Below are 26,085 nucleotides of genomic sequence, written 5' to 3'. Positions count from 1 at the left end.
ACCTATCCCCTTTGCATTTTAAATGACTTCTATACGTTCCATTGCAAGTGAATATACATTTTCATATCCTGCTGAACTTAGCTTTTGTTGTAATCGATCCGTATCCTCTTTCAAAGCGTGCACTAGCACCGTATGTTCTGGTAATAATGTATTTAACATCTCTTTAACGTCTCTTATACTTTGGTGAACTTTATATGGAACTCGCTTCACCCTACATTCTTTACCTACATACTCTTTCATAACTTTTTCTGCAAAACTCCCTTTCGCAATATGCCCAGTAAAAATAACGGCATTTCGCTTTTCATTCCGAAGTTGTTCATAATATAACTGCGCTCGTTTCGTTTGCATATTCGCATCACTCATTACAACTATTCCGTAACTATTTTGCATACTAATGTCATTATCCATCACTATTATGTTTCTTTTTAAACTCTCCATAATCCATTTAAATTCTTCATTATTTTTTATCCAATCTTTATATACGAACATCTCTTCAAATCCAGCCAAAATTTTTTTATCTACTATAAGCGGAAATTCTTTATATCGTTCATATAAATACAATACTATATCTTGTGCCCTACCAAGTTGTGGCAGCGGTAATAATGCTATTCCTTTATTTTGCATAACTCGTTCAATTTCTGCACATAGATTGTCTAATCTTTCATTTTGCGAAACATCCTCTGTGTGATAAGCGGCATCTACAATTGCAACTTTTATATTGTGGCCCAATTTCTCAGGTAAATTAGCTCGTAGTATATTAGACTCTGCTGAATAGTCGCCTGAATAAAATACGTATGTATTACACATATCAACTAAAAACCAAACAGCTCCTAATACATGCCCACTATATCCCCATTGAAACCGCAATGTAGGAGTAATTTGTATCCATTCATTTGGATTACTAATCTCATCAATACATACATAATTTAAATCTTTTATATGTTGGTCGCTATAAGGTAAATTCCACCCTTGCATCACATTATAGTTTCTCCATTTTTCATAATATAACGGCAGTTGCTCCTTCGTATAACGAGTCGTCCAAATTTTTTTCTTATAGCCATACTTCGCTAATAAAGGTAAACCCATCGTATGATCTTCATGAATATGTGATAAAAATACCGCATCTAAAAATGGAACAGCTTCTCTCTCTATTTTTGGATAACTATCCTCATAAGATCGATTAATACCACAATCAAATAATATTTTCGTCTCTTTATTTTTTACAAAATAGCAGGAGCGACCGTATTCTCCTGCTCCTCCCCATACTTCCACTCTCATCATACTACCCCTTTTCGTTTTTGCTCCATATGTTGTAGCAGTAATAAGCATATTGTTGTAAGTCCAACAGAAACAACAGCCATCGCCATGCCTATAGATACTTCACCCTGTTCAAATTGGGCAAAAATAAACGTTGCTGACGTTTCTACTGATGGAGGTAATACGAGAAGCGATGCTACTAACTCTCTTATCGAAATTGTAAATGTCATCGCCCATCCAGCAAGAATACCTGGGATAATAAGAGGCAATATTATTTTTCTAAAAATATAAATATAATTTCCAGAAAAAACACTTCCTGCCTGCATGAGAGAATCATCAATTTGTCCGAGTGATGATTTTACATATTGCACCGTGTAAGGTAAAAACAGAACAACATACGTTATGATAACCATGATTGGTGTATTATAAATTGACATAGGCATATATGGTGAATTCCAAAATAGAATAAGACCTACAACCATAACAATTCCTGGTACCATATTCGGTAACATACCGCACATATCAAGCCATTTTTCAGAGGTTTTTTTCCCCTTTCGAATCATAAGTGCCAAAAAGACTCCAATCATTACCGCAATAATCGCTGTTACGAGTGAAAAAAGAAAACTATTCCATAAAGCCTCTAATCCTGGAGATCCCATTGTAAACAATGCCTCATAATGGCTTGTTGTAAAGTTATTTACATGTAAACCGCCGCCTCTTAATTTTGACAAAGAAGCAATAAGTATAGAAAAGTATGGAATTCCAATTGATACGATTAATAAACCAATTACATACATCCATGCTACAACGCGCGTAAATATAAACAAAGTATATCTTTTAGGTTTCACACCTTTTCCACTAACCATTGCATATGAATACTTTCGATTCAATACATTTTTCATATACCAAATAAGCATACAAGCACTAAGTAATAAAGAAGCTAATGCTGTTGCACTACTAAAATCAATTGGCCAACTCGAAATAAATTTATGGATTTCTGATGTTAACACGTGGAATCCTATTCTACGTCCGAATGTAGCCGGTGTTCCAAATTCAGCAATCGTCTTTACGAAAATGAGTAAAGCACCCATTACATAACTTGATACTAATAACGGCAATATTATTTTTCTTAAACGATAGAAAAAACTTCCGCCATGAACTGCTGCAGCTTCTTCTTTACTACTCCCAATCTGAAGTAACGTGTTTTTCAGCATGAAATAAAGAAATGGGAATAAATGCAGACTCATAATTAATACCATACCTCCTAAACTAAAAAACGATGATGAAACTGTCTTTAGCATAGGAAAAAATTGTTCAAAATAGCCGTTAGGTTGCATGAACAAAATCCAGCCCATCGATCCAATATACGGCGGTGTCATAAATGGAATCATAAAAACAATATCTAACTTACTATACTTTCCTACATCTGTTTTGCTCATAATAAACGCCAATGGAAATGCAAATATTGTAGCTCCTATTACAACGAGTACACCTAGAAGCATCGAATTTAGAAAAATTCCCGCTAATCCACCACTCTGCATCACTTCAAAAGGCTTTAAAAAATTCCAACTGCTATTTTCATATACACTAGAAAATAAAATAAGAAAAAGTGGAATGACGATTAACATCGCCACAAGTAATAACGCTACCGTCATTCCAACTTTTCTTACTGATACGAATCGATTTACCATGGAATCACCATCTTATTGAAATACTTTCTTAAATTGTTTTCCTATTTCATCTTGCTCTTTCTCAACTGTTTTCCAATCAATATTTAATACTGGAATCTCTTCTACATTTGGTCTATTTTCAGCTTTTATATCTGTTCTACCAGGCAATAAATACGCTTTAGAAACTTGTTTTTGTACATCATCGGATAATAAATAATCAATAAACTCTTTTGCACCTTCAACATTTTTACTATCCTTCATAATCCCCGCTGCACGCGGACTAATAACTGTTCCGCTCTTTGGATATACGATATCAACAGGTTCACCCTTTGCTTTTGCGCTATACGTCATATAATCAACACCCGCAATGACCATATCTTTCGCACCTGTTACAACTGGGTCTAACGCTTCCTGGTTTGCTCCTGCTACTGTAACTTCATTTTTCTTAAGCTGCTCAAATAAATTCCATCCATCTTGTCCATTCTTTTTCACGTATCCTGTTACAAAGTCTAAAGCTGAACCTGAAAGTGCTGGATCTGGAAGATTCACTTTCCCTTTCCATTCTCCTTTCGTTATATCGCTCCAATCTTCAGGCGCTGTCTTCACATTTTTTGTATTGTACACAATCCCTAATGCTGAAGCACTATACCCGAAATAATGTCCTTTATCATCTGACCATTCAGAACGCAGCTTATCAGCTTGTTTCGCTTCTTTATAAGCTAACGTTTGACCCTCTTTCTTTAATCCTTCCATCGCTGGTAATGATGCAAGTACGACTACATCAACGACTGGATTTTTCTTTTCAGCTTCCATTCTCGCTAAAATTTTACCAGTTGTCCCTTGAAACATTTCCACCTTTATACCAGTTTTCTTTTCAAAGTCTTTTTGAATTTTTTCTGCTAACCCTTTTGGCCCTGCACTATATACAACAATTTTCTTTTCAGTCGTATTTTTACTTTTCGCATCTGCATTGCCTGTCTTTGAACTACACCCTGTTACTACAGCCGAAAATAATAAAGTACATACAAATAAAGACTTAAGCGAACTGAATTTCTTCATACGATTCTCCCCCTATATGATGAATACATTTTTTTGGCACATATAACGATACTGGTTTACCGATGCTTAGCTTACTATTGTGATAGGCTGTCCAGATGCCTAAAGTCCCCATATTTACTTTCACTTCATAACGTTCTCCTACATATGTAACGTGCTGAATTTCACCTGTATACATTTCGCACACATCATTTTTTGTCCAACTCACATGCTCTGGACGAATCATTTTTTCCCCCTCTACAAGCCAATTCGCCTTACCAACAAATTTGGCAACAAATTCATGAGACGGTTTCACATAAATATCTTCCGGTGTTCCTTTTTGTAATACTTCTCCTTGTTTCATAACAATAATTTGGTCTGACATTGACATTGCTTCTGTTTGATCGTGAGTGACATACAGTGCAGTTAAACCAATGGAATGAACGATATCCATAAGCTCTATTCTCATTTCTTCTCGCAAAATTGCATCGAGTGCACTTAGCGGTTCATCAAACAAAATAAAATGAGGTTTTGTTACAATTGCTCTAGCGAATGCGACACGTTGTTGCTGTCCACCAGAAAGTTCGTGTGGATACCTTTTCTCCATACCTTGCAGGCGAACTCGCTTTATCGCATCTTCTACTTTTTCTCGCAATTGATTCGTTTGCTTTGTAGCCCTTAAACCAAATGCAACATTTTCAAAAACAGTCATGTGCGGCCATAAAGCAAAATCTTGAAATACCATACCGATATTCCGTTCATGAGGAGATGTCTTTATCTTTTTTGCAGCAGAATACATGCACTGGTCTCCAAAATATATTTCTCCCTTATCCGGTTCTTCAAGCCCTGCTATCATTCTAAGCAAAGTCGTTTTCCCACACCCCGAAGGTCCTAAAAGTGTAGTGAATTCCCCTTGTTTCATTACAATCTGCAACGGCTTTAACGCCTGTATTTTTCCAAATGTCTTTTCTAATCCACTAATTGTAATATCCATTGCTTCACCTCTCTCCCCTCATTCTTAACCTGCTTTCATTCTATATGGAAGATTTATACTCAATGTTAATGTACTGTAAAGATTAAATTAAAAAACTTCTAATAAACTATTTATTTCTATAGATTTTTTCTATAGTTAAAATAAAAAAGGCGGCAATTCATAATGAATCTCTTAAAATTAGAAATTGTAGTACTTATTAAGAAATACAAAAAGCTTACAATCGTTGCAGAAAAACTTGGCGTTAAACAACCAACTATTACATTTCATATAAAAAGCTTAGAAGAAGAACTCGGTGTGTCTTTATTTGAATTACGTTCTGGAAGGTATTTCTTAACAGAGGCTGGTGAGGCTTTGCACCATTATGCTTGTAAAATAGATGCGCTTATGAAAGAAGCTAGACGTGTCACGCAAGAGTTTAAAGATTTTCATAAAGGTGCTATAACAATCGGCGCTAGTTATGTACCAGCGACTTATCTTTTGCCAGAAGTCGTTCATCAATTTCAATGCGAATTTCCCAATATAAAAATAACGCTACTAGTGAAAACAGCCCCTGAAATTCGAATGATGCTACAAAATCACGAAATCGATCTTGGGATAATTTCCGCTGCTCCATTTGATGAACCACTTTTAAAACAAACGAATATAATGCCCGATACACTTGTTCTTGCCTTTTCCAAAGAACATCATTTTTCAAAGAAAGACAATGTATCGTTACAAAATATCGAAAAGGAACGCATACTATTGCATCGTAATCCATCTACAACGAGAGATTTACTTACACAATGGACGTTGGCGCACAACATTACATTCCAATCTGAAATTGAATTAGACTCATTAGAAACGATGAAACAAATTTTAAAATATGGTAATGGAATTGCCTTTATTTCTAAACTTGCTATCGAGCAAGAAATACAACGAAATGAGCTATGCTATATACCAATCCCTGAATTTGAATTTCAGCGTAATATTTATACGATTCATCATGAGGACAGATGGAATTCTAAAATCATTTCTTTTTTACTACAGAGCATCACTTCATTTGCAACAAAAAATTAAAAGGCTGTCGTTATGCACGACAGCCTTTTAAACTATAAATCTATTTATTTTTCTTTGCCTCAATTTTTGCTTGCGCCTCTTCAGCCTTATCTAATGCTTCTGATACTTTCTTCTCTTTTTCTTTCACTTCATCTATACTATCGACAGCTTTAATAAGTTTATCGATTCCTTCTTCTTCTACCTTTCTACGCTTTGCCACTCTTTCATTTACTTTCTCTTCCACATCTTTTGCTTTTTGAAGCATATTCTCTGCATTTGATGTTACAGCTTTTTCAAGTTCATCATCTTTTTTCTTTTGTAACACTTCATTTGCAATGTCTTTCGCTTCTAAATACTTACCGTCTTTTAATGCTGTTGCTCCATGATCCATTTTCTCAGCAACTTCTTTATATGATTTCGCTTCGTTTCCTGATTTCTCTTTTTCTGCTTTTTCGAACCACATTGTTGCATCACTATACTTTTCATCTTTCAATGATTGCATACCTGTTTCAATATATGTGTCATAATTGCTACATCCAGCCATTACGACTAATAGAAAAAGCATAACAAAACTTAATTTTTTCATGCTGTTGTCTCCTTTTCTTTGCAAGCTCACTTTACTTTAACATACATGAAAAAGAGTTTCAAAAACTAAAATACTAATTTAGTCATTTTTATTTTATTAAGTCAAATTTCCTTTTAGACAGACACATCCACTTGCTTTTTCATTACATGCTTCTTTACTCCTACTAATACAACTAACAATAAACCTCCGCCTATTGTCATCATAACAATGCTAGTTGGCAACATATCTAATAATAATCCATACACAATCATACCGAGCGGTGCGATTGCAGTAGAAATTGTTTCAAGTAAGCCGAAAACGCGACCTAAATAACTTGGATCTGTCGTCTTTTGCAAATGTACTTGCATCGGGATATTGACAACCATCATTGATATACCAGTTAACATCATAAAAGCGATATAGTAAATAAAACTTGCTACTTTCGGTATGGTGACTACTAATGGAAACACTGTACATAAACTCAAGCCCGCAAATAAAAACAACCCAATATAAACAGAGCGAAACGGATTATTCACTTCTTTACGTACTGATAACGCAATTGCACCAATTAACATCCCAACTGCTAACATTCCCTCTACAACACCGAGTTGCTTCGAAGATAGATGCAAATTTTGAACAATAATATATGGAAGTGAAACGAAAAGTGCACTCGCAAAAAAGTTTACCCCTACTGCAATTTTCATTAAACCATATATTTCATGCTGTCTTTTTACATATGAAAACCCTTCTTTTATACTCGTCAAGAAATGCTCTGTACTTTCAGCCACTTCTTTTTTATATAAATCAAATACGATAAATAATTGCAAAATAACCGCTAAAAAGAACGTAATGCTATTTAATAGGAAAAACGATTTAATTGAAAAGAAACCATATACAACTCCGCCAATAATCGGTCCTAAAATATTTGATAAAGAAGCTGCCGTTTGATTTAAAGCACTCGCTTTTTGAATACGTCCTTCATCTACTAAACTCGGAATAGACGAAGTTAATGCAACAGAATAAAAACTCGCACAAATTGATAATAATGCTGCTGAAATATAAATAAACAGAAGTGATGGCCCAAAAGTAATTGCAAGGATAAACATAATAAACATTGTTAAACTACTTAGCAAATCAGTACCGATGACAAGCCATTTTCGATTGACACGGTCAGCTACAGCACCAGCAATCGGTCCACAGATCAACCTTGGAATCGATCCGCAAACGAGCGTAGTTGCAAACCCCATTCCTGAACCCGTAGTCTTTAATACGTATAATCCCATTGCAAACGTATAAATACCGGCTCCTAGCAAAGACGTCATTTTCCCAATCATCATTAAAATAATATTTCTCGTTGCAATCTTCATTCTTGAATCATTTTGGCCTATACTTACATCCCCCATTATGACACTCTCCCCTTAAAAGTTAAATTGTGTTAAACTTATTATATAATTAACTTTCCAATTTTTACAATAAAAAGTTTAATGACATTTAACTTCCTAACTATAAAGGAGCAATTATATGGCTACTCTCGGTGAAAAAATTAAAACGTTACGAAAAGAAAAAAAGCTTACTCAAACTGATCTAGCAGGTTCAGGACTCACAAAAAGTATGCTAAGTCAAATTGAAAATGGAAAAGCTACACCTTCTATGAAAACACTACAATATATCGCTGACAAACTTGAATGTGAAATGAGCTTTTTATTAGAAGAAGATGAAGAAGAAATTGTGGAACTCATTCAAAAAATGGAGCCATTAATAAAATCAAATAAATGCGATGAAGTATACAAGACTTTACTACCTATCGTTCAAAAAGAACTACCCCTTACTTTAAACACAGCACGTTTATATAAACAGTTCATAACTGGAGCGGCCATTATGAACGATTATAATATTGAATATTACGTTGAAACAGCTGTTTCTATATTTGAAAAATATACTTTATATCGAGAAAGCACTGAAACGAAACTACTGTTTTACTATATGCTCTTCAAACGTAAAAAATATAAAGAATGTTTACAGATGATTGCTACAATTCGTGATGAATATAAAGCGAAGAATTTAGAAATGGATCTCATTACACATATACAACTATACTTAAAAGAAGCCATTATTTTACTCGCATACGGCAATTATAAAAAATGTGAAAAAGTCATTTTAGATGCACTTGCATTTTCAAAAAAACATCAAGTGTATTATAAAACAGATGAATTTTATCGCATTTTATCTTACCAAAAAGTCATTACAGCTGATAAAGAACAGTATTTATATTACATAAAAAAATCGGAGCAATTTGCCATTTTTACAGAAGATATTCTATCCATTGCGATTATTGATATTTTAAAAGCTTACTACTACAACACAATTACTAATGAATATACAATCGCATTAGAACATCTAGAACAATTCCGAGAAAAACTAAAAGATGAACCAATCTTTCAAGACGATGGATTATATTATCTTGAAAAAGGAAAATCTTTGTATGGCTTAAAACGTTATAAGGAAGCTTTGGCAATATTAAAACACGCTACCATACCAGATTATATGAGTCATCCACTTGATCAATCGTGGGTATTAACAGCTGGGTCTTATCGTGCCCTGTGTCATATAAAACTTCAAGATAAACCAGCTGCTCTGAAAGAAGCAAAAGAAGCAGTTCAAACGATAGATGGTTATCCTGATTCCATCTTTTCTTCATTTATTAAAGAAACATTACAAATAATACAAAAACTTTAAGAATGTCTCTAAATGGTATATTATTCCTCTTTTTTAGCAAAGATAATAATGATGGGAGGAATATAAATGAATATACAACGTGCAATAGAGCTTTCTGTGTCAGCGGAACAAGCCAATGTCAGTTTTCAAGGCATGCCTGTTATGATTCAACACGTCGATGAAAGCAATGAAACCGCCCGCATATATGAAGTAAAAAACCCAGAACGCGAATTAACTGTTCCAGTTAATAGCTTAGAGGAAATATAAGAAATGCCACTTCTCTTTTGAAGTGGCATTTTTCTTCTTTCAGATTACTTATTATAAATTTCTTCAACCCTTTATTTTACATGAGCTGAAAAAATAAGAATTTTCTACTTCTTTTCTTTTTGTGACCTGCTAAAATACAAACTATGGATTAATTATTCGTACTATACATTAAGGAGGAAAAATAATGGCATCTACTTTAGAAAAAAACAAGCCTTATTATGCAGTTATATTCACTTCTAATTTATCAAATAATACAACTGACTATAATACCGTTGCCGAAGAAATGGAGAAACTTGCAAAGCAACAACCTGGATTTTTAGGTGTAGAAAGTGCACGAGGTAATTCTGGACTCGGAATAACAATTTCTTATTGGGAATCACTTGATGCGATTGAAAATTGGAAGAAGAACACCTTACATAAAGAAGCGAAAAAAAGAGGTCGTGAGCAATGGTATGAAAACTTCCACCTGCGTATTTGTCTTGTTGAGAAAGAATTTAAGTTTCATAGAGGTACTTTATAACTATGAAGGAAAAATTAGCTCTCGTTATTGTTCATGAAATATATGGTGTGAACGACCATATGCATCACGTTACCCAGCACTTTACTTCATCTCATATAGATGTATTCTGTCCTAATCTTCTACACTTACAACATGCATTTCATTACAGTGATGAAGAAAAAGCATATGAACATTTTGTAAATCATATTGGATTTGATTATGGAAAAAAGCAAATTGAAGAATTCATTTCTCATCTTTCTAGTAGTTATACACATATTGGACTTATCGGCTTTAGTGTTGGAGCTACCATCTCATGGCTATGTAGTAACGATCCGAAAATAAATTTTATTATCGGATGTTACGGTTCTCGTATACGCGACTATGTTCACATAAAGCCTACATGCGCTACACTACTTATATTCCCTGAAAAAGAAGCTAGTTTTTCAGTATCCTCTTTCATTCAAACATTGCAGCAACAGAATAACCCTTTATTAGAAATAAAACAACTACACGGTGAACATGGATTTCTAAATCCGTACACTGAAAAATATAACGAGCACTCTACAAAACAAGCATACAATTTAATAGATTCATTTCTTGTAAAGTGAAACTTTAATCAGTGGGGGGTTATCCCCCACCTAATCTCTTTTCTTACGTTGAGTTTTAAGGTGTGGGTCTTACTGCCCATGCGTGATAAAAACAATCTTATAAAGGAGACTCAAAATGACGCTGACATTACTCTTACTTATTTTCATACTCATTGCCTTTATCTCAGCGCTAACTATCATTTTTAAAACCGTAAAAAAAGGGAGATTTTTCAACCGCCCCTACTTACAATCTATTATCATTTGCATTTTATTTTTTACAAATTGGATTTTATATGTAACAACTTTTTATTCGTTACTCCTCGAGAAAGTTAGCGAGTTCATATTCCTGCCCCTTTGGTTTTTCCTTTGTATTTTAGGATTTATCGCTTTTTGGCACGAATGGAGAAATAATCGTGTGTTCTCGATATGTATTGGTTTTCTTTCCTTTATTAGTTTTTTATTTGGGTTATTGTTGTTAGTTCTTTCCGGAATGTAATAGAAGAAGGAAGAAAAGCCAACTTTCAACTTTTCTTCCTTCTATGTTTACCTTTAGTTTTCACTGTCACTGATTCACAAGGTGTATAATATATTTGAGGTGTCGCCTTATCAACAAACATCATAAACGTAACGAAACCGATAATAAAGAAAATAAACAACGTTAACAAAATTGCTCCTATCGTTAAAAGTATCATAACACCACCCCTATATTTTTTATGTTATTACACTTTTCGCTATGATATGAACGTAATCCTTTTTAGAAAAAGAAACGTAACAAAATAATCACAATCACTCCTGTTAATACTGTACCTAATAAACTACGAGTATATATCGCTACAAGAAATGTTGGAATTGCTGCAATAAGATAATCCCACTGTATCGTCTCATGCATAAATAAAACTTGTGCTAAAAGCGCTGCTAATATCGCAATTGGTATGTAATTTAACCATTTTAAACCCCAGTCTGGAATTTGTAGTTTACTAAATACGAGTAGAGGTAAAATACGTGGCACGAGTGTGACAGCTCCTGCTGCTAGTAAAAGTAATAATACGTCTAATCTCATTTCCATTTTTCAATCACCACTCCAATCGTCGCAGCTAGTAATGTTGCGATAATAACCGCTATACTATCTGGCATAATTAAGTGTGAAACGTATGCAAGTATAATCGCTACAATTGCAACACTTAAATGAATTGCTAGCTTTGGTTTACTACTTATGAGCTGAAGTACAAATAATCCGATAAACATCGCTGGTAATGCATAATCCATCCCGTATGTATGTGGATCTGGTATCCACTCACCAAATAGCCCGCCAATGATAGTAGCAAGAATCCAGTTTAAATAAGCCGTTACATTTAGCCCAATCATCCATCTTTCGCCTAAATATCCTTTTTGCGCTGCATGCTGCACTGCGACGCCGAACGTTTCATCTGTAATTTGCGAACCAATAATGACGTTTTTTAATAGAGGTAGTTTCGTAAAGTACGGCGCGAGGGCAGCACTCATTAATAAATGGCGTAAATTAACAAAAAACACAGTAAAAATAATTGCGGAAGCAGGAGCACCGGCTGCATACATACCAGCTAATATAAATTGGGCAGAACCTGCATAAATTAAAGTCGACATAAATGCAATTTCAATGATAGAAAAACCTGCTGTTTTTGCAATTACACCAGCTGCTATACCGATGCTCAAGTAACCAAATACAGTTGGTAAACAATCTTTTACTCCTTGCTGAAATGTATCATCGCTCTGCAAAGCTACATGTGCCTCAGCTTTACTCATCTCTATCATCCTCCATTCCTTCTAAAGTTCGTTTTCCTGTTACGACATGAACTAAATCTATATTTTCACGCCATAACGTATCTAACTTATCAGCTCCAAATTCCTTTGTGATTTCTTCAACCATAATATCGTGTCGCACATACTCTGTAGCAACGAGAACTAGCGCTGGGTCATACGTTGTAACGGCCCATGAAGTGCTATCATTTGAGAAGTTCGCAATTAATACTTCCTCTCCATCACGAGCAATAACAGTTAAATGACCACCCATTCTCTTTTCAACAACGTGGGGCGTCATATAATTATGGTGAAATGTCGCTCCTATTTTTGTTTCTGGAGCTCCAAATAAGATTGAGAATATATTCACGCCTTCCTCTTCCTTTTGATGAATGTATGGCTCAATTTCATGCACTTGATCTTCCCATACAGAAATCCATAACTCTTCCTTTGCCCTATTAATTATATTGCATATCTCTTTTAAAACACGATCATTTGAGCGAATATGCGAAATTACATCTATTTGTCGCTCTTGTTCTAAACAATTTAATTTCTCATCTAAAAATTCAAATGACTTTTCAAAGTCTTTTCGCATTCGATTCATTAATTCGGTAGCTGGTACTGGTACATATTTAACTGGTTCAGAGGGTACAATATGCACCGCTCCTTTATCCATTAACTTACCGAGTACCTCGTAAATCATAGAACGAGGTACTCCTGTTTGTTTACTCACTTCATAGCCCGTTACTGGCGAATGTTTTAACAATCCAATATACGCTTTACATTCATATTGAGAAAATCCTAACTTTTGTAACTCCTTTATAATTTCATCCATCGGTAACCCCTCACAATCTAAATCGCCCTTACTTCAAAACGACGATTTTGCTTCCCTTTACTTTTTACTTTATCAATAACAAGTGTTCCTATTTCACTCGTATTTTTCACATGTGTGCCTCCACAAGCTTGTTCGTCTAAATTTTCAATTGTAACAATGCGGATTTCTTGGATGGTAGTTGGCAGGAGATTTATTGCTGTTTTAATCATTCCTACAGCATTTTCTGCTTCTTCGCGGCTCATATAACGAGTGGAAATTTCTTTATTTTGCTTAATAAGTTTATTCACTTCCTCAACAATTTCTTCTACTTCCACGCTCGATAACTCTTGTAACTCATTAAAATCGATACGTGCTTTATCAGGATAAATTTGATTTCCGGTGCATAGAGCTCCATACTTTTCATAAACAACAGCTCCGATAAGATGCAGTAAAGAGTGATGACGCATTAAATTATGACGTCTTTCCCAATTTATCTCTAATTTAACTGGACCTAATTTTACTTGAGCTTCATCTTTTATATAGTGAACTATTTCTCCTTGCCCCTTCTTTACTTTTTCAACTTCAAATACAGACCCATCTTGTACAATGACACCCGTATCACATTCTTGCCCTCCACCAGTTGGATAAAAAACTGTTTCCTTTACAAATACTTTATTCCCTTCTACTTTTATCACTTCTGTTTCGCAACTCGTTTTGTATGCATCTTCTAAATATAATGCCGTTGTCATACTCTCACCTCTTTAGTAGTTATAGTTATACCTACTAATATAAAAAAGAAGCTCCACAAAGTCAATTGATAATTCTGAAATTTAAAATTAATAAAAGACCCCTTTATTAGGAGTCCACTATCTCAATATTTCATTTGCTTCTTTTTCATAAATTTTATCAAATGACGTCATAACGCGCTGTGATGCTTGAATCATCTTTTGATCTGTCATAAGATCGGCCATCTCTTTCGTCATATCTACATTTGAATTTTCTAGCATATGATTTTTTACTATTCCTGTTCCGTTCGGTAAATTAGCAATGTTTCCTTCTGCTAGTGTAAAGCTTTTGTTTTCACGTTGCACGAGACGAGCATTCGTTTCTGCATCTACTGTTTTTGTTTGTAACTGTGCAATTACTATTCTCTTAATATCTGTTTTTTGCAAAGTTCCATCGTTAACTTCTCTATAAATTTCTCCATTATTAGATACGAAGAACTCAACATTTTCAGGAATACGAATACGCTCATTATTAACATCCATAACATAAGCACCTGAAGATGTTTGTAAATAACGATCACTATTTAATGTGAAACTACCATCTCTCGTTAAAAACGTTTCATCATTTTTAGAAGTAACGAAAAATGATGTTGTGCCGGCCGCGCCGTCATCTAAAAAGAAATCTGTAGCGCTATTTGTCATTTGTATATTTCCTTGTACTAAATTCACATGCGTTGCAGCTGGTACTACAGCGTAATCGACCGAACCGATATTTGTTACCGCCCCATCTCCGCGGCGATATGTGTCTTGTACATCAAATACTTTAGACGTCATATTTTCTGCTTTAAATCCTGTCGTTTGAGCATTTGCAACGTTATTCGAATGAACATTAATGCGCTGCATGTAATTCATCATGCCCATAGAACCTATATAAAGACCGTTCATATTCGTTTGAATAAGGCAAGCGCCTTATTCTTCACCTCTTTTCTACGATGTTTGTAACATTTGTTTTGCTAAATGTTCAGCTGTAGCGATATGTATATTTTTCTTTATGTCTTGGCCATCTGTCATTAATACAATAGGAGCTGATGATACTGCTGGAATTTTCAACAATTCGCCACTACTTGCTGTTTCATCAAATTTCGTAAACACAATACCATCTATATGAATATCTTTAAAGTTTGTAATAATTTCAATCATATCTTTACTTTTCATTGAAGCTGATAACGTTAAACAAATATAATCTGGTTCTACTTGTCCCATCGTTTCAATCATTTCTTCTACTGTTTCTGACGTACGATAATTTTTTCCGGCTGTATCAATTAAAATATAATCGACGCGTGCTTCTTCTTTAAAATACGTAAGCGCTCTTGCCATGGCAGCTTCATCACGCACAGCAATTACTTCCGATCCAATTGTCTTTACGTTATCTTGCAATTGCTGCACTGTCCCTATGCGCGAATGATCTGTCGTTATAAAACCAACTGTTTTTTTCTTACCGTGAAATTGCCATGCCATTTTCGCAAGTGTCGTCGTTTTACCAACGCCAGTTGGACCTATTAATGCAATTGTTTGTACTTCTTTTTCAAAGACGTTTTCCGTATTAAAATGAGATTTCATATCTTCCAATATGTACCTGATAACTTCTTCTTCGGTAATCATCGTTGCATTTTCAAACTTTATTTTTAACTTTTCAGCATATGCATGAATGAAATATTGTTCCACATCGTTTTGTTCTAGCATCCGAATTACTTTTTGAATAATAAACGGTACAGATTCTTGGTTTTCTTTCTTTGTAACCACTTCTTCTTTCTTTAGTGGAACGACTTGTTTCACAACTTTTTTCTTTTTCGTTACTTCCGTTTCTTTCGTCTGTTTCACCACAACAATTCCTTTTTCAAACAGCTTTAATAGTTTCTCTTTTTTTCTTGCCCATTCTTCACTATTTCCTGTTTGCATTGCCGCGTATGACATAGAAGTCGTTACGTTTTCTAAATTGTGCAGTACTGATTGAATTCCATTCGCCTTCACAATTTGTTCTGAAGGATCATTCACGACATCCATTAACTGTTCATGAAATTGTGCTGTACCTTCATTCACTTCTTCCTGTTTTTCTTCTGGAAAAGCAACTAACATTTCATAATCCTTTTTCCAGAAAAACGGTATATTTCGTTTTACACTTTCATCGACAACGTAATAATAATCTGTACCATATTGGTCAAATAACTTTCGATACAATTCATTTTTCGAAGCTGCTTTTATTCGCATTAACGCTTCTTTCTTTTCTGTACTTTCCATTACTTCACCCCCTACTATTCAATATAGGCAATTTGATCCACAACAATTTCTGGTGCTAATTCGCTAATACAAAGTACTTGTGCTTCCACTTGATAACGTTCTAGCAGTCTTACAATCGCAAATCTAAAATCTTTTCTACGTGTTAATAACACTGGTTCTCTTCCCATTAAACGTGCTTGTTTAAAGACACGCTGCACTTGCTCAACGACACGTGTTTCTAAATCTAAATCCCAGTTTAATAAGTAACCTTGATATGAATTATTCACAACATCCGCATCTAACTCAATTGAATCAGAGAAGAGCGCTGCATATATTTTTCCGTCTGGATTTTTCGCATTTTCACAAATAACTTTTGAAATACATTCACGAACAAATGATGTCACACCATCAACGTGGTTTTGATAAATTTCTTTGCCGTCAATAATACCTTCAATAATTGTTGGTAAATCACGAATAGAAATACCTTCTTTTAGAAGTTGTTTAATAACATTTTGAACGAGTGATAAATCAATTTCTTTCTTCTTAATCTCTTCTAATAGAACGCCATTATCATTTTCAAGCGAATTAATTAAATCTTTTACATGTTGGCGCTGAATTAATTCGTGAAGATTACGTCTAACGACAACATCTAAATGTGTAATTAATATGCTAAGTGGCTCTAACACTTGATAGCCTTTCATTTGTGCATCTTGCACCATATGCTCTAAAATCCAATATCCATCTTCACCGAAAATTGGATCTTTCGCTGGCTCTGCATCTAAATCAGCCATTACGTTTGGCGTTTTCAATGCTAATAAATAACCTGATTTTAAAACACCCTCAGCCGCCTTCGCACCTTTAATACGAATAATGTAACGTCCGCGTGGTCTAAAACTCGTATTATCTTTAAAGTTAATTCCAGGAACATTAATACCGAGGTCAGTAATAATTGACTTCCTCATAAGAACAACTTTATCACGAGCTGTTTCCCCGTTAATTTTCTGCTTTACAAGTGCTGCTAAATCTAAACCGAGTTCTACTATAATTGGATATTTATCCGTAAATACTCCAAATGAATCTTCTACTTGTTGCAGTTGCTCATCTTCACCTTGAATCATTTCTATTTCTTTTTGAAGCTCGTCTTCTTTTTCTTTCTTTATTCGATTTTTATTACGAATGCCCAAGAAGATAATCGTTCCGCCAACGAGTGCGAATGGTAGAAACGGTAGCGGAGTAAAAATACCCATTGCGATAAACAAGCCACCGAGCGCATATACAACAACTTCATGTGCTAATAACTCTTTAAAGATTCCTTCCGTTACCGTATCCGGTGAACCATCAAATACACGCGTTACGATAATACCTGTTGAAATCGCAAGCATAAGCGATCCGATTTGGTTTACGATTCCGTCACCGACAGTTAACTGTGTATAATGAAGAGCCGCATCTGCAAAGCTCATTCCTTGCTGCATCATTCCGACAATTAAACCGAAAATAATGTTTACGAATAAAATGACAATCCCGAAAATAACGTCCCCTTTAATGAACTTCCCGGCACCATCCATCGCTCCGTAAAACTCTGTTTCCATATTTAATTTTTTTCGTTTTGCTTGTGCATCTTTTTCTGAAATAATACGCTGGTTTAAATCAGCATCGATAGACATTTGTTTCCCTGGTAAAGAATCAAGTGTAAAACGAGCTGCTACTTCAGCTGTACGCGATGCACCGTTTGCAACGATAAACTGGAATATGATTAATACTGTAAAAATAACGATACCAATTAATAAGTTTCCGCCAATTACGAACTGGCCGAACTCTTCAATAACATGACCGGCATTTCCGTCTGTCAAAATCGCTCGCGTCGTCGAAACGTTAATCGATACGCGGAAAATCCCGATTAATAACAACATCGTTGGAAATGACTTTAATTCATCCCACTCGTTAATACTTGTCGCTCGCATATAAATAAGCACTGACATACTTAGTAGAAAAACGATAATAATATCAAGTATAAATGGTGGAAGTGGAATTAAGAGCGCCACTACGAATGACGCTGCTAAAAAGATAGAAAAATAGGTTCTTGCAGAATCTATCTTAAACAAAGAGATCTCCTCCAAACGCGCTATTATACTTCAAGTTCATTCGTCTGAATTAAATAGCGCATAACTTCAATTACAGCTACATATAAATCTTCTGGAATCGCCTCATCTTCCTCGACTTGATAATATAAAGAACGAGCAAGCGGACGGTTTTCCACCATTGGTATTTCTTGTTCACGGGCAAGCGTTCGTATATATAATGCGAGCTCATCTTCCCCTTTTGCAACGACAATTGGTGCTGCATCAACGTGTTTATTGTAACGAAGTACGACCGAAATATGAGTCGGGTTATTTACAATAAATGTTGCGCCATCCATCTTCTTCGCAATTGTTCCTTGCAAGATTGCATGCATAAAGTTTTTTCGTTTCCCTTTTACTTGCGGGTCCCCTTCATTATCTTTATGCTCTTGTTTCACTTCTTCTTTTTTCATCTTAATATCTTGTTCGTACTCCCATTTTTGATAAATAAAATCAATAATAGAAAGAACGATTAAAATAATTAAAATTGCTAAGAAAATAAATTTAATTTCCCTAATAATTTCAGTAAGTGATGCAGTCCAGTTAAATCCAATCATACTGACGATTTTCTCTAAATTCTTTTTAAAAAGAACATAAGCGACGTAACCGATTAATCCCATATAAAATAGTGATTTCAAAATATCAACTAAACTTTTACGACTAAACAGTCTCGTAAAATAGTTTTTCGGATTAATACGTGACGCCTTCGGTTTAATGACTTTAGAAGAAAATAGGAAACCGACTTGAATCATATAATTGAATAAATGAAAAGCGTATACGAGTATTAATATCGGAGCCGATACTTTCAGTAATAAAATCCCCATTAAATAAAAATACTCGGTTGAATCTGTATTTTTTCCAATTTGATCAAACAGCACCGCTACGGAATTCGCAATCTCATACCCTAGCCAATCTCCGAAGAAATAAACGACAACTGCTAATACGAGAATGGAAAATAAATTATTTAAATCTTTACTCCGGGCAATATTCCCTTCTTCACGCGATTTTTTACGCTTCTGCGGGGTGGCCTTTTCTGTTTTATTATCCTTTGCCATGCGCGTCCCCCTACTTCGTTAAGAAAAAGTTAAATAGTTTCGTATATTCTTCAAGTAATACATCCGTCATATTTTTAAACACATAACCGAGCATCGGTACACTCATCGCAATAAACAAAATACCACATGTAATTTTAATTACGTATGCATTCATAAAAACGTTTAATTGCGGAGCGTTTTTTGCAATTAAAATTAGAACAAAGTTAATGATGAATAAACTTCCCATCAGCGGCAGAGCAATTTCAACCGCTGATGTGATCGCAAATAATAGCGTTGCGAGTAGACTATCTAAAAAACTAGTCGTCAGCAATTTTGAAATCGCCTCTGTATATTGAAACGACTTTAAAATAGTGGCAACGAAATAATTAATGCCGCCAAGTGAAATAAAAATAATGAGGAAGAACATATCAAAAAGTGTTGAAAGTAAAGTAGACTGTGATCCTGCATTCACATCAAACAAACTTGCCTGTGATAAACCGATATCAAAGTCTAAAATATGTCCAGCCATTTTCGGAATGTTCCACAGCATTTCTACAATTTTTGAAAGAGATAATCCAATTACAATTTGCGTCGCTGCATAAGCAGCTACATCCCAAACCGTCTTTATGTGAGAAACATCAACTTGATCGGCAACTGTAATCGACAGACCGAGCCCAAATGTAACCTTCGCCATAGCTGGAATGGATCGTCCTGAGAAAAACGGTAAAAAATATAAAAATGAAGTAATGCGGCAAAACGCAAAAAACGTCGCCGCCCATAATTCCATATTCATTTCAGTTCACCTATCTTAGTACGAACGCAATAGCGATGGGATTTTATCAAATAAATCTAAAATAAGCGTCGTTAACTCTTGGAACATCCACGGACCTAAAATGATAATAACGAGGACGATACTCGCCATTTTCGGTAAAAACGTCAGCGTTTGCTCTTGAATTTGCATCATCGCCATAATGACAGCGATGATAATAACGACAATCATACTTACGCCGGCAACCGGCATTAAAATCATAACCCCTTTATAAAAAAAGGTTTGAAAAATATCTATAATTGGTGACGTATTCATTTATATGACTCCTATCACATAGCATCAAACGCTTCAGGCGACCGTTTTAAACATAATGTCGACGATTTTTGTATATCCACCTAAATATACGAAAACGAGTATTTTAAACGGTAAACTTAAAATCATCGGCGGTACCATCATCATCCCGAGGTACATTAAAAGTGTACTAATAATCAAATCTATAAATACAAACGCTAAATAAATGAACATCCCTGTTAGTAAACCTTTTTGAATTTGCGTTAACGTAAAGGATGGTACGAGCGTAAATAGTGAAAGATCCTTTAAATCTTTCGGCAACTCTTCTCCGCGTACTTTCAACATCATTTTTAAATCATGCTTATACGTATGCTTTGACATATATTCTTTCATAATAGGAGCTGTCGTTTCCGCAGCTTGACTTACTGTTATTTTCTCTTTCGTCATCGGATCCCACACATCACTCTTCAGTTGCCCAAGTACAGGCTGCATCGTAAAGAGTGATAAAAATAATGCAAGTCCAACAAGCACTTGGTTTGGTGGTAAATTCATTACCCCAAGTCCTTGACGTGTAATCCCTAGAACGATCATAAAATAAGTAAAATGTGTAAATAATAGAACGATAGAAGATGATAATGATAAAAGGGTAACGAGCGCAAATAGTTGTACACTTGAATTACTCGTAAACTCTTTTCCATTTTCGAAATTAATAAAACCGTTCGGGGCTGCATACGCTGGATTTACAAAAATAATTGAAAAAACGATAGAAAATACGAAAATAACGGCTAATAATGATAACTGTTTCTTTATTCTCATGATGGATCCTCTACTTTTTTCGTTTCACTCTTCACCGCGTCTTCTAGTGCTTGTTGAAACTGATTTCCTGTTCCGGTTAATTGCACAGACTGTACACCGTTATTACTAATAACAGTGAACACTTGCTTGCCGTCCACTTCAAATAAAAAGGCACTCGTTTGATGATTTAAATAAACGCCGTCTTTTACTTGTATATGGCCATTTTCACCCTGCTTAAAAAACTGCTGTTTGCGCGTCTTTTTCGTCATATAATATGCACCGTAACCGAGCGCACCAAACAGTAAAACGACTTGAAATAAGGTCGTCATATACGACATATGACTCCTCCTCTACTCTTTATCTTGCATTTGACTTTGCGCTTTCATAAGCGCCGCTTGTTTCTTATCAGCTTCAATTTCAGAAATGATAATACCGAATTTCTCGTCCATTACGATTGCTTCACCGATGCCGACTTTCATATTACTTAAATACACATCTACTTTATGTCCTAAGTTTTTCTCTACTTCAAGAACATCGCCAACTTTTAACTGCTTCACATCACCAAGCGTAATAGATGACTTTCCAAGCTTTACACCAAGTTCAATCGAAATATCTGAAACAGTATCAATATGTGCTTTACCTGCTTCATTTCGCTTTCCTGCAAAATCTTCTAATCCCATTAATGACACAGGAGATACTTCATGCTTCATATGGATCCTCCTACTCTACAAAACTTTTAAATAGGAGCGCCTTACGCGTTCCATCTTTTCCAATAAAACAATTAAATTTATGCTTTCCATCTACATAACCAAGTAATTCATCCGAAACTTTCGTATGAAGCGGAATAATATCGCCTTCTTCAATTTGTTCAATTTCACTCATTGTCATTTTCTGCTCACCAATTGCAACGTGAACAGGTTTGTACACTTGATTTACTTTCACTTCCACTTCAGACGTATACTTTTTGCGCTTGTCTGAAGAATGTTCGACAATATTTTCAGACGTTAACTTATCCATAATTTCTTCAACAGATAAGAATGGAATCCCGATACGCACCGTCGTATTCCAAAAATCTGTCTTCATATTTACGTTAAGTAATGAAATGATATCGCTCGCTGTCGTAATCTTTAGTGCATTCGGATCTGTTTCTGTCGTTACAAATTTCGGTTCAATCGCAACAACACTTTCAAATGATTGCTCTAAATTTTTACAAAGAAGCAAGAATATATTATCAAGCGTTAAAAACTCAAACGCTGTTAACGGTCTGCGCATCGTAAAGTTACGTTTACTATCTCCGCCAAGCCAACATTCATGAATATAAATAACGAATGCTAAATCAATCTCAATAACAATTTCTCCAAGCTCTGGTAAACCGAGATCAATTACGCAATATAAATAATAATCTTTCGGCATCTTCTCCACATACTCACTCGTAAATGGAACTTGCTCAACTGTTGAAGGCTCTAGTTCAATCGGAATACGCATACGCGCTGATAACGTCTGTGACGTCTGCTTTCCAAACGTAGAAGCAATCGCTTGCAAACTACGTAAATGCTCAACACCGAACTTCTCTGGTCTATTAAAATCATACTCTTGAAATTTCTCTTGCTTTCCTGCTTCTTGTGCGAAAGCTGGCATTTCCTCGCCTTCATTTACCGCCTTCAGCAGGGCATCAATTTGCTCTTGGCTTAATTTTTCGCCACTCATGACAATCCCCTTCCCTACCTTTTCAATTCAACGATTTCAACGTACATTTTTCCATTCTTCGTTAAAATCTTTCCGGTTCCAATCTCTTCATTCTCAAGCATAAGACGCACCGTATTTTTCGTTGAATTTTCAAGACGATACAATGTACCTTTCGTAATATGAAGCAGATCTTCAATTTTCTTTTTCGTATTTCCGATTTCAAAATAAATTGTTAACGGAATATCATCTTGTAATTTCAAATCTAGCCAACTCCCATATCATGTTCACGAAAATTTCATGTTCTCTCTATATATGAAACTTCTTATTTTGAAACGTCGATATTTAATATTTTTTTAATATATCCTTGCGTTTCTTTAAATGGCGGCACGCCTCCGTACTTTTTCACATTGCCAGGACCAGCATTGTAAGAAGCAAGTGCCAATACTAAGTCACCGTTATTTCTCTTTAAATAACCACTTAACTCTTTCACGCCACCTTCAATACTTTCAGCTGGTGAAAAGGGATTCTTCACACCCATCTCCTTCACATTCGCTGGCATAAGCTGCATAAGACCCATCGCACCTGCATGTGACACCGTTTTCGGATTAAAATTAGACTCTACTTCAATCATTTTTTGAATTAACGTTTTTGGAATTCCATATGTACGACTTACACGATCAATAATATCCTCATACTTCCCTTCATTGGAAGAACGTATTTTTTGAATATTATACTTCTTCGTTAATTCCCACGTATCAGCAGCCTCATTTTTCGTTTCTGGGAAACGTCGTTCAAACTCTTTTTGCGCAACTTGCACTTCATCTGCTTTCTTCGTTTCAACCTTTTCTTCAGGCTTACTCGCTTCCTCTACTTTATTAATAGATTCTGTCGGTTTATTAACAACCGCTTCTATTTTCGTAGATTGTACCGGCTGACTCATATCTTCTACTTTTGCCGGCTGCGTAGTAGCCTTCGTCTCCTTCGCAGGTTCACTCTGCAACTTCTCTTGAAAACGACTACTAACAAATGCTTGTGGACTACTTAGCTTTTGCTGAATTTGTCCTTTTTTATATGCAAGCACTTCTTTTACTATATTTCCAACTATCATAATATCACCTTTTCGGTAAACAAAGATAATCTAATATTAGAGTTTTTTTTTAAAGTTTGCAATAATCCTTTTAATAATTATGTAATAAAAAAATGAATATATTGTTAAACTGTTATTTTTTTATATTTATTAATTCGAATTTTTAGTTGACACCCGTTGTAGCAAGGATTACAATAAATCTCGAAATTGATTTTTTTGCATATTTACGTTTAACAATTAACAGAAAAATCAATATAAAAAAATGGGGGTTCTTAACATGAGAATTAATACAAACATTAACAGCATGCGTACACAAGAGTACATGCGACAAAACCAAGACAAAATGAACACTTCTATGAACCGTTTATCTAGCGGTAAATCAATCAACAGTGCGGCTGACGATGCGGCTGGCTTAGCTATCGCTACTCGTATGCGTGCGAAAGAAGGCGGATTAAACGTTGGGGCACGTAACACACAAGACGCTATGTCTGCTTTACGTACTGGTGACGCTGCATTAGGTTCAGTTTCAAACATCTTACTTCGTATGCGTGATCTTGCAACACAAGCATCAAGCGGTACTAACAACGATAAAGATATCGCATCTATGGACAAAGAGTATCAAGCATTAGCACAAGAAATTGATCATATTGCTGGTAAAACAAATTTCAACGGTAACGCATTTTTAAATAAAGGTACTGATGGTAAAGATATCACGATTCAACTTTCTGATGCTTCAAGTGATACAATGACAATCGCAGCTATCGAAACAAAGAAATTAACAACTGATACTTTAGCAGTTTCAGCTGATGGATCAAAGAAATTAGACGCTACAACTGCAGCAGGTGAAATCACAAAACTTGACGATGCTATTCAAAATATTGCTGACGCTAGAGCAACTTTCGGTTCTCAATTAAACCGTTTAGACCATAACTTAAACAACGTAACGAGCCAAGCTACTAATATGGCAGCTTCTGCTTCTCAAATTGAAGATGCTGATATGGCAAAAGAAATGTCTAACATGACAAAATTCAAAATTTTAAACGAAGCAGGCATCAGCATGCTTTCCCAAGCTAACCAAACTCCACAAATGGTTTCTAAATTATTACAATAAGCCATTTGAACATATACTCTCTGTAGTATATAAAGAGTTTTCTTTTAAATAATTAAAAATTAATGGGGGTTCTTAACATGAGAATTAATACAAACATTAACAGCATGCGTACACAAGAGTACATGCGACAAAACCAAGACAAAATGAATACATCTATGAACCGTTTATCTAGCGGTAAATCAATTAACAGTGCAGCTGACGATGCAGCTGGTTTAGCTATCGCTACTCGTATGCGTGCGAAAGAAGGCGGATTAAACGTTGGAGCACGTAACACACAAGATGCTATGTCTGCTTTACGTACTGGTGACGCTGCATTAGGTTCAGTTTCAAACATCTTACTTCGTATGCGTGATCTTGCAACACAAGCATCAAGCGGTACTAACAACGATAAAGATATCGCATCTATGGACAAAGAGTATCAAGCATTAGCACAAGAAATTAATCATATTGCTGACAAAACAAATTTCAATGGTAACGCATTTTTAAATAAAGGCACTAATCCTGGTGAGGGTAAAGATATCACGATTCAACTTTCTGATGCTTCAAGTGATACAATGACAATCGCATCTATCGAAACAAAGAAATTAACAACTGATACTCTAGCAACTGATGGAACAAAGAAATTAGATGCTACAACTGCAGCAGCTGAAATCACAGCTCTTGACACTGCTATTCAAAATATTGCTGACGCTAGAGCAACTTTCGGTTCTCAATTAAACCGTTTAGACCATAACTTAAACAACGTAACGAGCCAAGCTACTAATATGGCAGCTTCTGCTTCTCAAATCGAAGACGCTGACATGGCGAAAGAAATGTCTGAAATGACTAAGTTCAAAATCTTGAACGAAGCTGGTATCAGCATGCTTTCTCAAGCAAACCAAACTCCACAAATGGTTTCTAAATTATTACAATAAGCCATTTGAGTTAGTTTCCTGAATAAACCTCTCTGCTTGCAGAGAGGTTTATTTTTTCTATATAG

Annotated in this window: 31 protein-coding genes; 8 read left to right on the top strand and 23 right to left on the bottom strand. The window is 35.2% G+C overall.

Features of this window, described 5'->3' with window-relative positions:
• Positions 1–18: 18 nt before the first annotated feature.
• From MR136_RS17110 to MR136_RS17095, 4 genes are read right to left on the bottom strand one after another with little or no spacing between them, the layout of a single operon-like run.
• Positions 19–1,281: an MBL fold metallo-hydrolase gene (locus tag MR136_RS17110; RefSeq protein WP_224201313.1), complete on the bottom strand. Its 1,263-nt coding sequence runs from the start codon at positions 1,279–1,281 to the stop codon at positions 19–21.
• Positions 1,278–2,948 carry an ABC transporter permease gene (locus MR136_RS17105; RefSeq protein WP_242259535.1) on the bottom strand — a complete coding sequence of 557 codons (1,671 nt, stop codon included), beginning with the start codon at positions 2,946–2,948 and terminating at the stop codon, positions 1,278–1,280. The genes MR136_RS17110 and MR136_RS17105 overlap by 4 nt, the downstream gene beginning before the upstream one ends.
• Before the next feature lie 12 nt (positions 2,949–2,960).
• Positions 2,961–3,986, bottom strand: a complete 1,026-nt coding sequence (locus tag MR136_RS17100; RefSeq protein WP_025709170.1) for an ABC transporter substrate-binding protein — start codon at positions 3,984–3,986, stop codon at positions 2,961–2,963.
• Positions 3,964–4,956: an ABC transporter ATP-binding protein gene (locus tag MR136_RS17095; RefSeq protein WP_017672961.1), complete on the bottom strand. Its 993-nt coding sequence runs from the start codon at positions 4,954–4,956 to the stop codon at positions 3,964–3,966. The genes MR136_RS17100 and MR136_RS17095 overlap by 23 nt, the downstream gene beginning before the upstream one ends.
• Before the next feature lie 162 nt (positions 4,957–5,118).
• Between MR136_RS17095 and MR136_RS17090 the strand changes: the two genes are divergently transcribed.
• The gene (locus MR136_RS17090) at positions 5,119–6,012 is read left to right on the top strand and encodes a LysR family transcriptional regulator (RefSeq protein WP_001050611.1); all 894 of its coding nucleotides are present in this window, start codon (positions 5,119–5,121) and stop codon (positions 6,010–6,012) included.
• A gap of 40 nt (positions 6,013–6,052) precedes the next feature.
• Here MR136_RS17090 and MR136_RS17085 read toward each other — a convergent pair whose 3' ends face one another.
• Complete coding sequence (locus tag MR136_RS17085; RefSeq protein WP_000736438.1) at positions 6,053–6,577, bottom strand: COG3014 family protein; 525 nt, start codon at positions 6,575–6,577, stop codon at positions 6,053–6,055.
• A 113-nt stretch (positions 6,578–6,690) separates the two neighbouring features.
• Positions 6,691–7,959 carry an MFS transporter gene (locus MR136_RS17080; RefSeq protein ID WP_017672962.1) on the bottom strand — a complete coding sequence of 423 codons (1,269 nt, stop codon included), beginning with the start codon at positions 7,957–7,959 and terminating at the stop codon, positions 6,691–6,693.
• A gap of 118 nt (positions 7,960–8,077) precedes the next feature.
• Here MR136_RS17080 and MR136_RS17075 point away from each other — a divergent pair, with 118 nt between their 5' ends.
• The 5 genes from MR136_RS17075 (at position 8,078) to MR136_RS17055 (ending at position 11,120) form a co-directional block, all read left to right on the top strand.
• Positions 8,078–9,292 carry a helix-turn-helix domain-containing protein gene (locus MR136_RS17075; protein ID WP_242259534.1) on the top strand — a complete coding sequence of 405 codons (1,215 nt, stop codon included), beginning with the start codon at positions 8,078–8,080 and terminating at the stop codon, positions 9,290–9,292.
• 66 nt (positions 9,293–9,358) lie between these two features.
• Positions 9,359–9,538, top strand: a complete 180-nt coding sequence (locus MR136_RS17070) for an H-type small acid-soluble spore protein (protein ID WP_001025733.1) — start codon at positions 9,359–9,361, stop codon at positions 9,536–9,538.
• A 184-nt stretch (positions 9,539–9,722) separates the two neighbouring features.
• Complete coding sequence (locus tag MR136_RS17065; RefSeq protein WP_000168855.1) at positions 9,723–10,058, top strand: antibiotic biosynthesis monooxygenase family protein; 336 nt, start codon at positions 9,723–9,725, stop codon at positions 10,056–10,058.
• Between the two features lie 2 nt (positions 10,059–10,060).
• Positions 10,061–10,645 carry a dienelactone hydrolase family protein gene (locus MR136_RS17060; protein WP_017672963.1) on the top strand — a complete coding sequence of 195 codons (585 nt, stop codon included), beginning with the start codon at positions 10,061–10,063 and terminating at the stop codon, positions 10,643–10,645.
• Between the two features lie 115 nt (positions 10,646–10,760).
• On the top strand, positions 10,761–11,120 hold the full coding sequence (locus MR136_RS17055; protein ID WP_128809245.1) for a hypothetical protein: 360 nt from the start codon (positions 10,761–10,763) through the stop codon (positions 11,118–11,120).
• Positions 11,121–11,145: 25 nt separating this feature from the next.
• Here MR136_RS17055 and MR136_RS17050 read toward each other — a convergent pair whose 3' ends face one another.
• The 17 genes from MR136_RS17050 to MR136_RS16970 all read right to left on the bottom strand — a co-directional run bounded on the left by MR136_RS17050 (position 11,146) and on the right by MR136_RS16970 (position 24,016).
• Positions 11,146–11,316: a DUF3951 domain-containing protein gene (locus MR136_RS17050; protein WP_000602244.1), complete on the bottom strand. Its 171-nt coding sequence runs from the start codon at positions 11,314–11,316 to the stop codon at positions 11,146–11,148.
• Positions 11,317–11,378: 62 nt separating this feature from the next.
• Positions 11,379–11,690 carry an AzlD domain-containing protein gene (locus MR136_RS17045; protein WP_017672964.1) on the bottom strand — a complete coding sequence of 104 codons (312 nt, stop codon included), beginning with the start codon at positions 11,688–11,690 and terminating at the stop codon, positions 11,379–11,381.
• A complete protein-coding gene (locus MR136_RS17040; RefSeq protein WP_000029973.1) occupies positions 11,681–12,406 on the bottom strand; it encodes an AzlC family ABC transporter permease in 726 nt (241 codons plus the stop codon). Before MR136_RS17040 ends, MR136_RS17045 begins: the two co-directional genes overlap by 10 nt.
• The gene (locus MR136_RS17035; protein WP_000343354.1) at positions 12,399–13,235 is read right to left on the bottom strand and encodes a TrmB family transcriptional regulator; all 837 of its coding nucleotides are present in this window, start codon (positions 13,233–13,235) and stop codon (positions 12,399–12,401) included. The genes MR136_RS17040 and MR136_RS17035 overlap by 8 nt, the downstream gene beginning before the upstream one ends.
• A 17-nt stretch (positions 13,236–13,252) precedes the next feature.
• The gene (locus tag MR136_RS17030; RefSeq protein ID WP_017672965.1) at positions 13,253–13,963 is read right to left on the bottom strand and encodes an alanyl-tRNA editing protein; all 711 of its coding nucleotides are present in this window, start codon (positions 13,961–13,963) and stop codon (positions 13,253–13,255) included.
• A gap of 117 nt (positions 13,964–14,080) precedes the next feature.
• Complete coding sequence (locus MR136_RS17025; RefSeq protein WP_017672966.1) at positions 14,081–14,884, bottom strand: flagellar basal-body rod protein FlgG; 804 nt, start codon at positions 14,882–14,884, stop codon at positions 14,081–14,083.
• Between the two features lie 42 nt (positions 14,885–14,926).
• A complete protein-coding gene (gene flhF / locus MR136_RS17020) occupies positions 14,927–16,237 on the bottom strand; it encodes a flagellar biosynthesis GTPase FlhF (RefSeq protein ID WP_000446183.1) in 1,311 nt (436 codons plus the stop codon).
• 14 nt (positions 16,238–16,251) lie between these two features.
• Positions 16,252–18,318 carry a flagellar biosynthesis protein FlhA gene (gene flhA / locus MR136_RS17015; RefSeq protein WP_000472534.1) on the bottom strand — a complete coding sequence of 689 codons (2,067 nt, stop codon included), beginning with the start codon at positions 18,316–18,318 and terminating at the stop codon, positions 16,252–16,254.
• Positions 18,319–18,341: 23 nt separating this feature from the next.
• A complete protein-coding gene (flhB, locus tag MR136_RS17010) occupies positions 18,342–19,388 on the bottom strand; it encodes a flagellar type III secretion system protein FlhB (RefSeq protein ID WP_001030110.1) in 1,047 nt (348 codons plus the stop codon).
• Between the two features lie 10 nt (positions 19,389–19,398).
• Positions 19,399–20,160 carry a flagellar biosynthetic protein FliR gene (locus tag MR136_RS17005; protein WP_001055706.1) on the bottom strand — a complete coding sequence of 254 codons (762 nt, stop codon included), beginning with the start codon at positions 20,158–20,160 and terminating at the stop codon, positions 19,399–19,401.
• Positions 20,161–20,175: 15 nt separating this feature from the next.
• Positions 20,176–20,451: a flagellar biosynthetic protein FliQ gene (locus tag MR136_RS17000; RefSeq protein WP_001098085.1), complete on the bottom strand. Its 276-nt coding sequence runs from the start codon at positions 20,449–20,451 to the stop codon at positions 20,176–20,178.
• A 33-nt stretch (positions 20,452–20,484) separates the two neighbouring features.
• Positions 20,485–21,243, bottom strand: coding sequence for a flagellar type III secretion system pore protein FliP (locus MR136_RS16995; RefSeq protein WP_001220582.1), 759 nt, complete (start codon positions 21,241–21,243; stop codon positions 20,485–20,487).
• Positions 21,240–21,560: a hypothetical protein gene (locus MR136_RS16990; RefSeq protein WP_000121176.1), complete on the bottom strand. Its 321-nt coding sequence runs from the start codon at positions 21,558–21,560 to the stop codon at positions 21,240–21,242. Before MR136_RS16990 ends, MR136_RS16995 begins: the two co-directional genes overlap by 4 nt.
• A gap of 12 nt (positions 21,561–21,572) precedes the next feature.
• Positions 21,573–21,932 carry a flagellar motor switch protein FliN gene (gene fliN, locus MR136_RS16985; RefSeq protein WP_000680010.1) on the bottom strand — a complete coding sequence of 120 codons (360 nt, stop codon included), beginning with the start codon at positions 21,930–21,932 and terminating at the stop codon, positions 21,573–21,575.
• A gap of 10 nt (positions 21,933–21,942) precedes the next feature.
• Complete coding sequence (gene fliM, locus MR136_RS16980; protein WP_000012360.1) at positions 21,943–22,929, bottom strand: flagellar motor switch protein FliM; 987 nt, start codon at positions 22,927–22,929, stop codon at positions 21,943–21,945.
• 14 nt (positions 22,930–22,943) lie between these two features.
• Complete coding sequence (locus tag MR136_RS16975; RefSeq protein WP_000775712.1) at positions 22,944–23,168, bottom strand: flagellar motor switch protein FliN; 225 nt, start codon at positions 23,166–23,168, stop codon at positions 22,944–22,946.
• Between the two features lie 62 nt (positions 23,169–23,230).
• On the bottom strand, positions 23,231–24,016 hold the full coding sequence (locus tag MR136_RS16970; protein ID WP_061457004.1) for a lytic transglycosylase domain-containing protein: 786 nt from the start codon (positions 24,014–24,016) through the stop codon (positions 23,231–23,233).
• A 256-nt stretch (positions 24,017–24,272) separates the two neighbouring features.
• On the opposite strand from MR136_RS16970, the gene MR136_RS16965 reads away from it, so the two are divergent.
• Positions 24,273–25,106, top strand: a complete 834-nt coding sequence (locus tag MR136_RS16965) for a flagellin N-terminal helical domain-containing protein (protein WP_017672967.1) — start codon at positions 24,273–24,275, stop codon at positions 25,104–25,106.
• Between the two features lie 77 nt (positions 25,107–25,183).
• The gene (locus tag MR136_RS16960) at positions 25,184–26,020 is read left to right on the top strand and encodes a flagellin N-terminal helical domain-containing protein (RefSeq protein ID WP_017672968.1); all 837 of its coding nucleotides are present in this window, start codon (positions 25,184–25,186) and stop codon (positions 26,018–26,020) included.
• The last annotated feature ends 65 nt before the right edge of the window (positions 26,021–26,085 follow it).

The sequence above is a fragment of the Bacillus cereus group sp. BfR-BA-01311 genome, from assembly GCF_022664295.1.
Classification (GTDB): Bacteria; Bacillota; Bacilli; order Bacillales; family Bacillaceae_G; genus Bacillus_A; species Bacillus_A cereus.
Note: the sequence above shows the minus strand (reverse complement) of the source record. Positions and strands in the feature narration are given on the sequence as shown.

Excerpts from the sequence above, each read along its gene's own strand:
- MR136_RS17110 (WP_224201313.1), bottom strand. The coding sequence starts at position 1,281 with ATGATGAGAGTGGAAGTATGGGGAGGAGCAGGAGAATACGGTCGCTCC.
- MR136_RS17105 (WP_242259535.1), bottom strand. The coding sequence starts at position 2,948 with ATGGTAAATCGATTCGTATCAGTAAGAAAAGTTGGAATGACGGTAGCG.
- MR136_RS17100 (WP_025709170.1), bottom strand. The coding sequence starts at position 3,986 with ATGAAGAAATTCAGTTCGCTTAAGTCTTTATTTGTATGTACTTTATTA.
- MR136_RS17095 (WP_017672961.1), bottom strand. The coding sequence starts at position 4,956 with ATGGATATTACAATTAGTGGATTAGAAAAGACATTTGGAAAAATACAG.
- MR136_RS17090 (WP_001050611.1), top strand. The coding sequence starts at position 5,119 with ATGAATCTCTTAAAATTAGAAATTGTAGTACTTATTAAGAAATACAAA.
- MR136_RS17085 (WP_000736438.1), bottom strand. The coding sequence starts at position 6,577 with ATGAAAAAATTAAGTTTTGTTATGCTTTTTCTATTAGTCGTAATGGCT.
- MR136_RS17080 (WP_017672962.1), bottom strand. The coding sequence starts at position 7,959 with ATGGGGGATGTAAGTATAGGCCAAAATGATTCAAGAATGAAGATTGCA.
- MR136_RS17075 (WP_242259534.1), top strand. The coding sequence starts at position 8,078 with ATGGCTACTCTCGGTGAAAAAATTAAAACGTTACGAAAAGAAAAAAAG.
- MR136_RS17070 (WP_001025733.1), top strand. The coding sequence starts at position 9,359 with ATGAATATACAACGTGCAATAGAGCTTTCTGTGTCAGCGGAACAAGCC.
- MR136_RS17065 (WP_000168855.1), top strand. The coding sequence starts at position 9,723 with ATGGCATCTACTTTAGAAAAAAACAAGCCTTATTATGCAGTTATATTC.
- MR136_RS17060 (WP_017672963.1), top strand. The coding sequence starts at position 10,061 with ATGAAGGAAAAATTAGCTCTCGTTATTGTTCATGAAATATATGGTGTG.
- MR136_RS17055 (WP_128809245.1), top strand. The coding sequence starts at position 10,761 with ATGACGCTGACATTACTCTTACTTATTTTCATACTCATTGCCTTTATC.
- MR136_RS17050 (WP_000602244.1), bottom strand. The coding sequence starts at position 11,316 with ATGATACTTTTAACGATAGGAGCAATTTTGTTAACGTTGTTTATTTTC.
- MR136_RS17045 (WP_017672964.1), bottom strand. The coding sequence starts at position 11,690 with ATGGAAATGAGATTAGACGTATTATTACTTTTACTAGCAGCAGGAGCT.
- MR136_RS17040 (WP_000029973.1), bottom strand. The coding sequence starts at position 12,406 with ATGAGTAAAGCTGAGGCACATGTAGCTTTGCAGAGCGATGATACATTT.
- MR136_RS17035 (WP_000343354.1), bottom strand. The coding sequence starts at position 13,235 with ATGGATGAAATTATAAAGGAGTTACAAAAGTTAGGATTTTCTCAATAT.
- MR136_RS17030 (WP_017672965.1), bottom strand. The coding sequence starts at position 13,963 with ATGACAACGGCATTATATTTAGAAGATGCATACAAAACGAGTTGCGAA.
- MR136_RS17025 (WP_017672966.1), bottom strand. The coding sequence starts at position 14,884 with ATGAACGGTCTTTATATAGGTTCTATGGGCATGATGAATTACATGCAG.
- flhF (WP_000446183.1), bottom strand. The coding sequence starts at position 16,237 with ATGGAAAGTACAGAAAAGAAAGAAGCGTTAATGCGAATAAAAGCAGCT.
- flhB (WP_001030110.1), bottom strand. The coding sequence starts at position 19,388 with ATGGCAAAGGATAATAAAACAGAAAAGGCCACCCCGCAGAAGCGTAAA.
- MR136_RS17005 (WP_001055706.1), bottom strand. The coding sequence starts at position 20,160 with ATGAATATGGAATTATGGGCGGCGACGTTTTTTGCGTTTTGCCGCATT.
- MR136_RS17000 (WP_001098085.1), bottom strand. The coding sequence starts at position 20,451 with ATGAATACGTCACCAATTATAGATATTTTTCAAACCTTTTTTTATAAA.
- MR136_RS16995 (WP_001220582.1), bottom strand. The coding sequence starts at position 21,243 with ATGAGAATAAAGAAACAGTTATCATTATTAGCCGTTATTTTCGTATTT.
- MR136_RS16990 (WP_000121176.1), bottom strand. The coding sequence starts at position 21,560 with ATGTCGTATATGACGACCTTATTTCAAGTCGTTTTACTGTTTGGTGCG.
- fliN (WP_000680010.1), bottom strand. The coding sequence starts at position 21,932 with ATGAAGCATGAAGTATCTCCTGTGTCATTAATGGGATTAGAAGATTTT.
- fliM (WP_000012360.1), bottom strand. The coding sequence starts at position 22,929 with ATGAGTGGCGAAAAATTAAGCCAAGAGCAAATTGATGCCCTGCTGAAG.
- MR136_RS16970 (WP_061457004.1), bottom strand. The coding sequence starts at position 24,016 with ATGATAGTTGGAAATATAGTAAAAGAAGTGCTTGCATATAAAAAAGGA.
- MR136_RS16965 (WP_017672967.1), top strand. The coding sequence starts at position 24,273 with ATGAGAATTAATACAAACATTAACAGCATGCGTACACAAGAGTACATG.
- MR136_RS16960 (WP_017672968.1), top strand. The coding sequence starts at position 25,184 with ATGAGAATTAATACAAACATTAACAGCATGCGTACACAAGAGTACATG.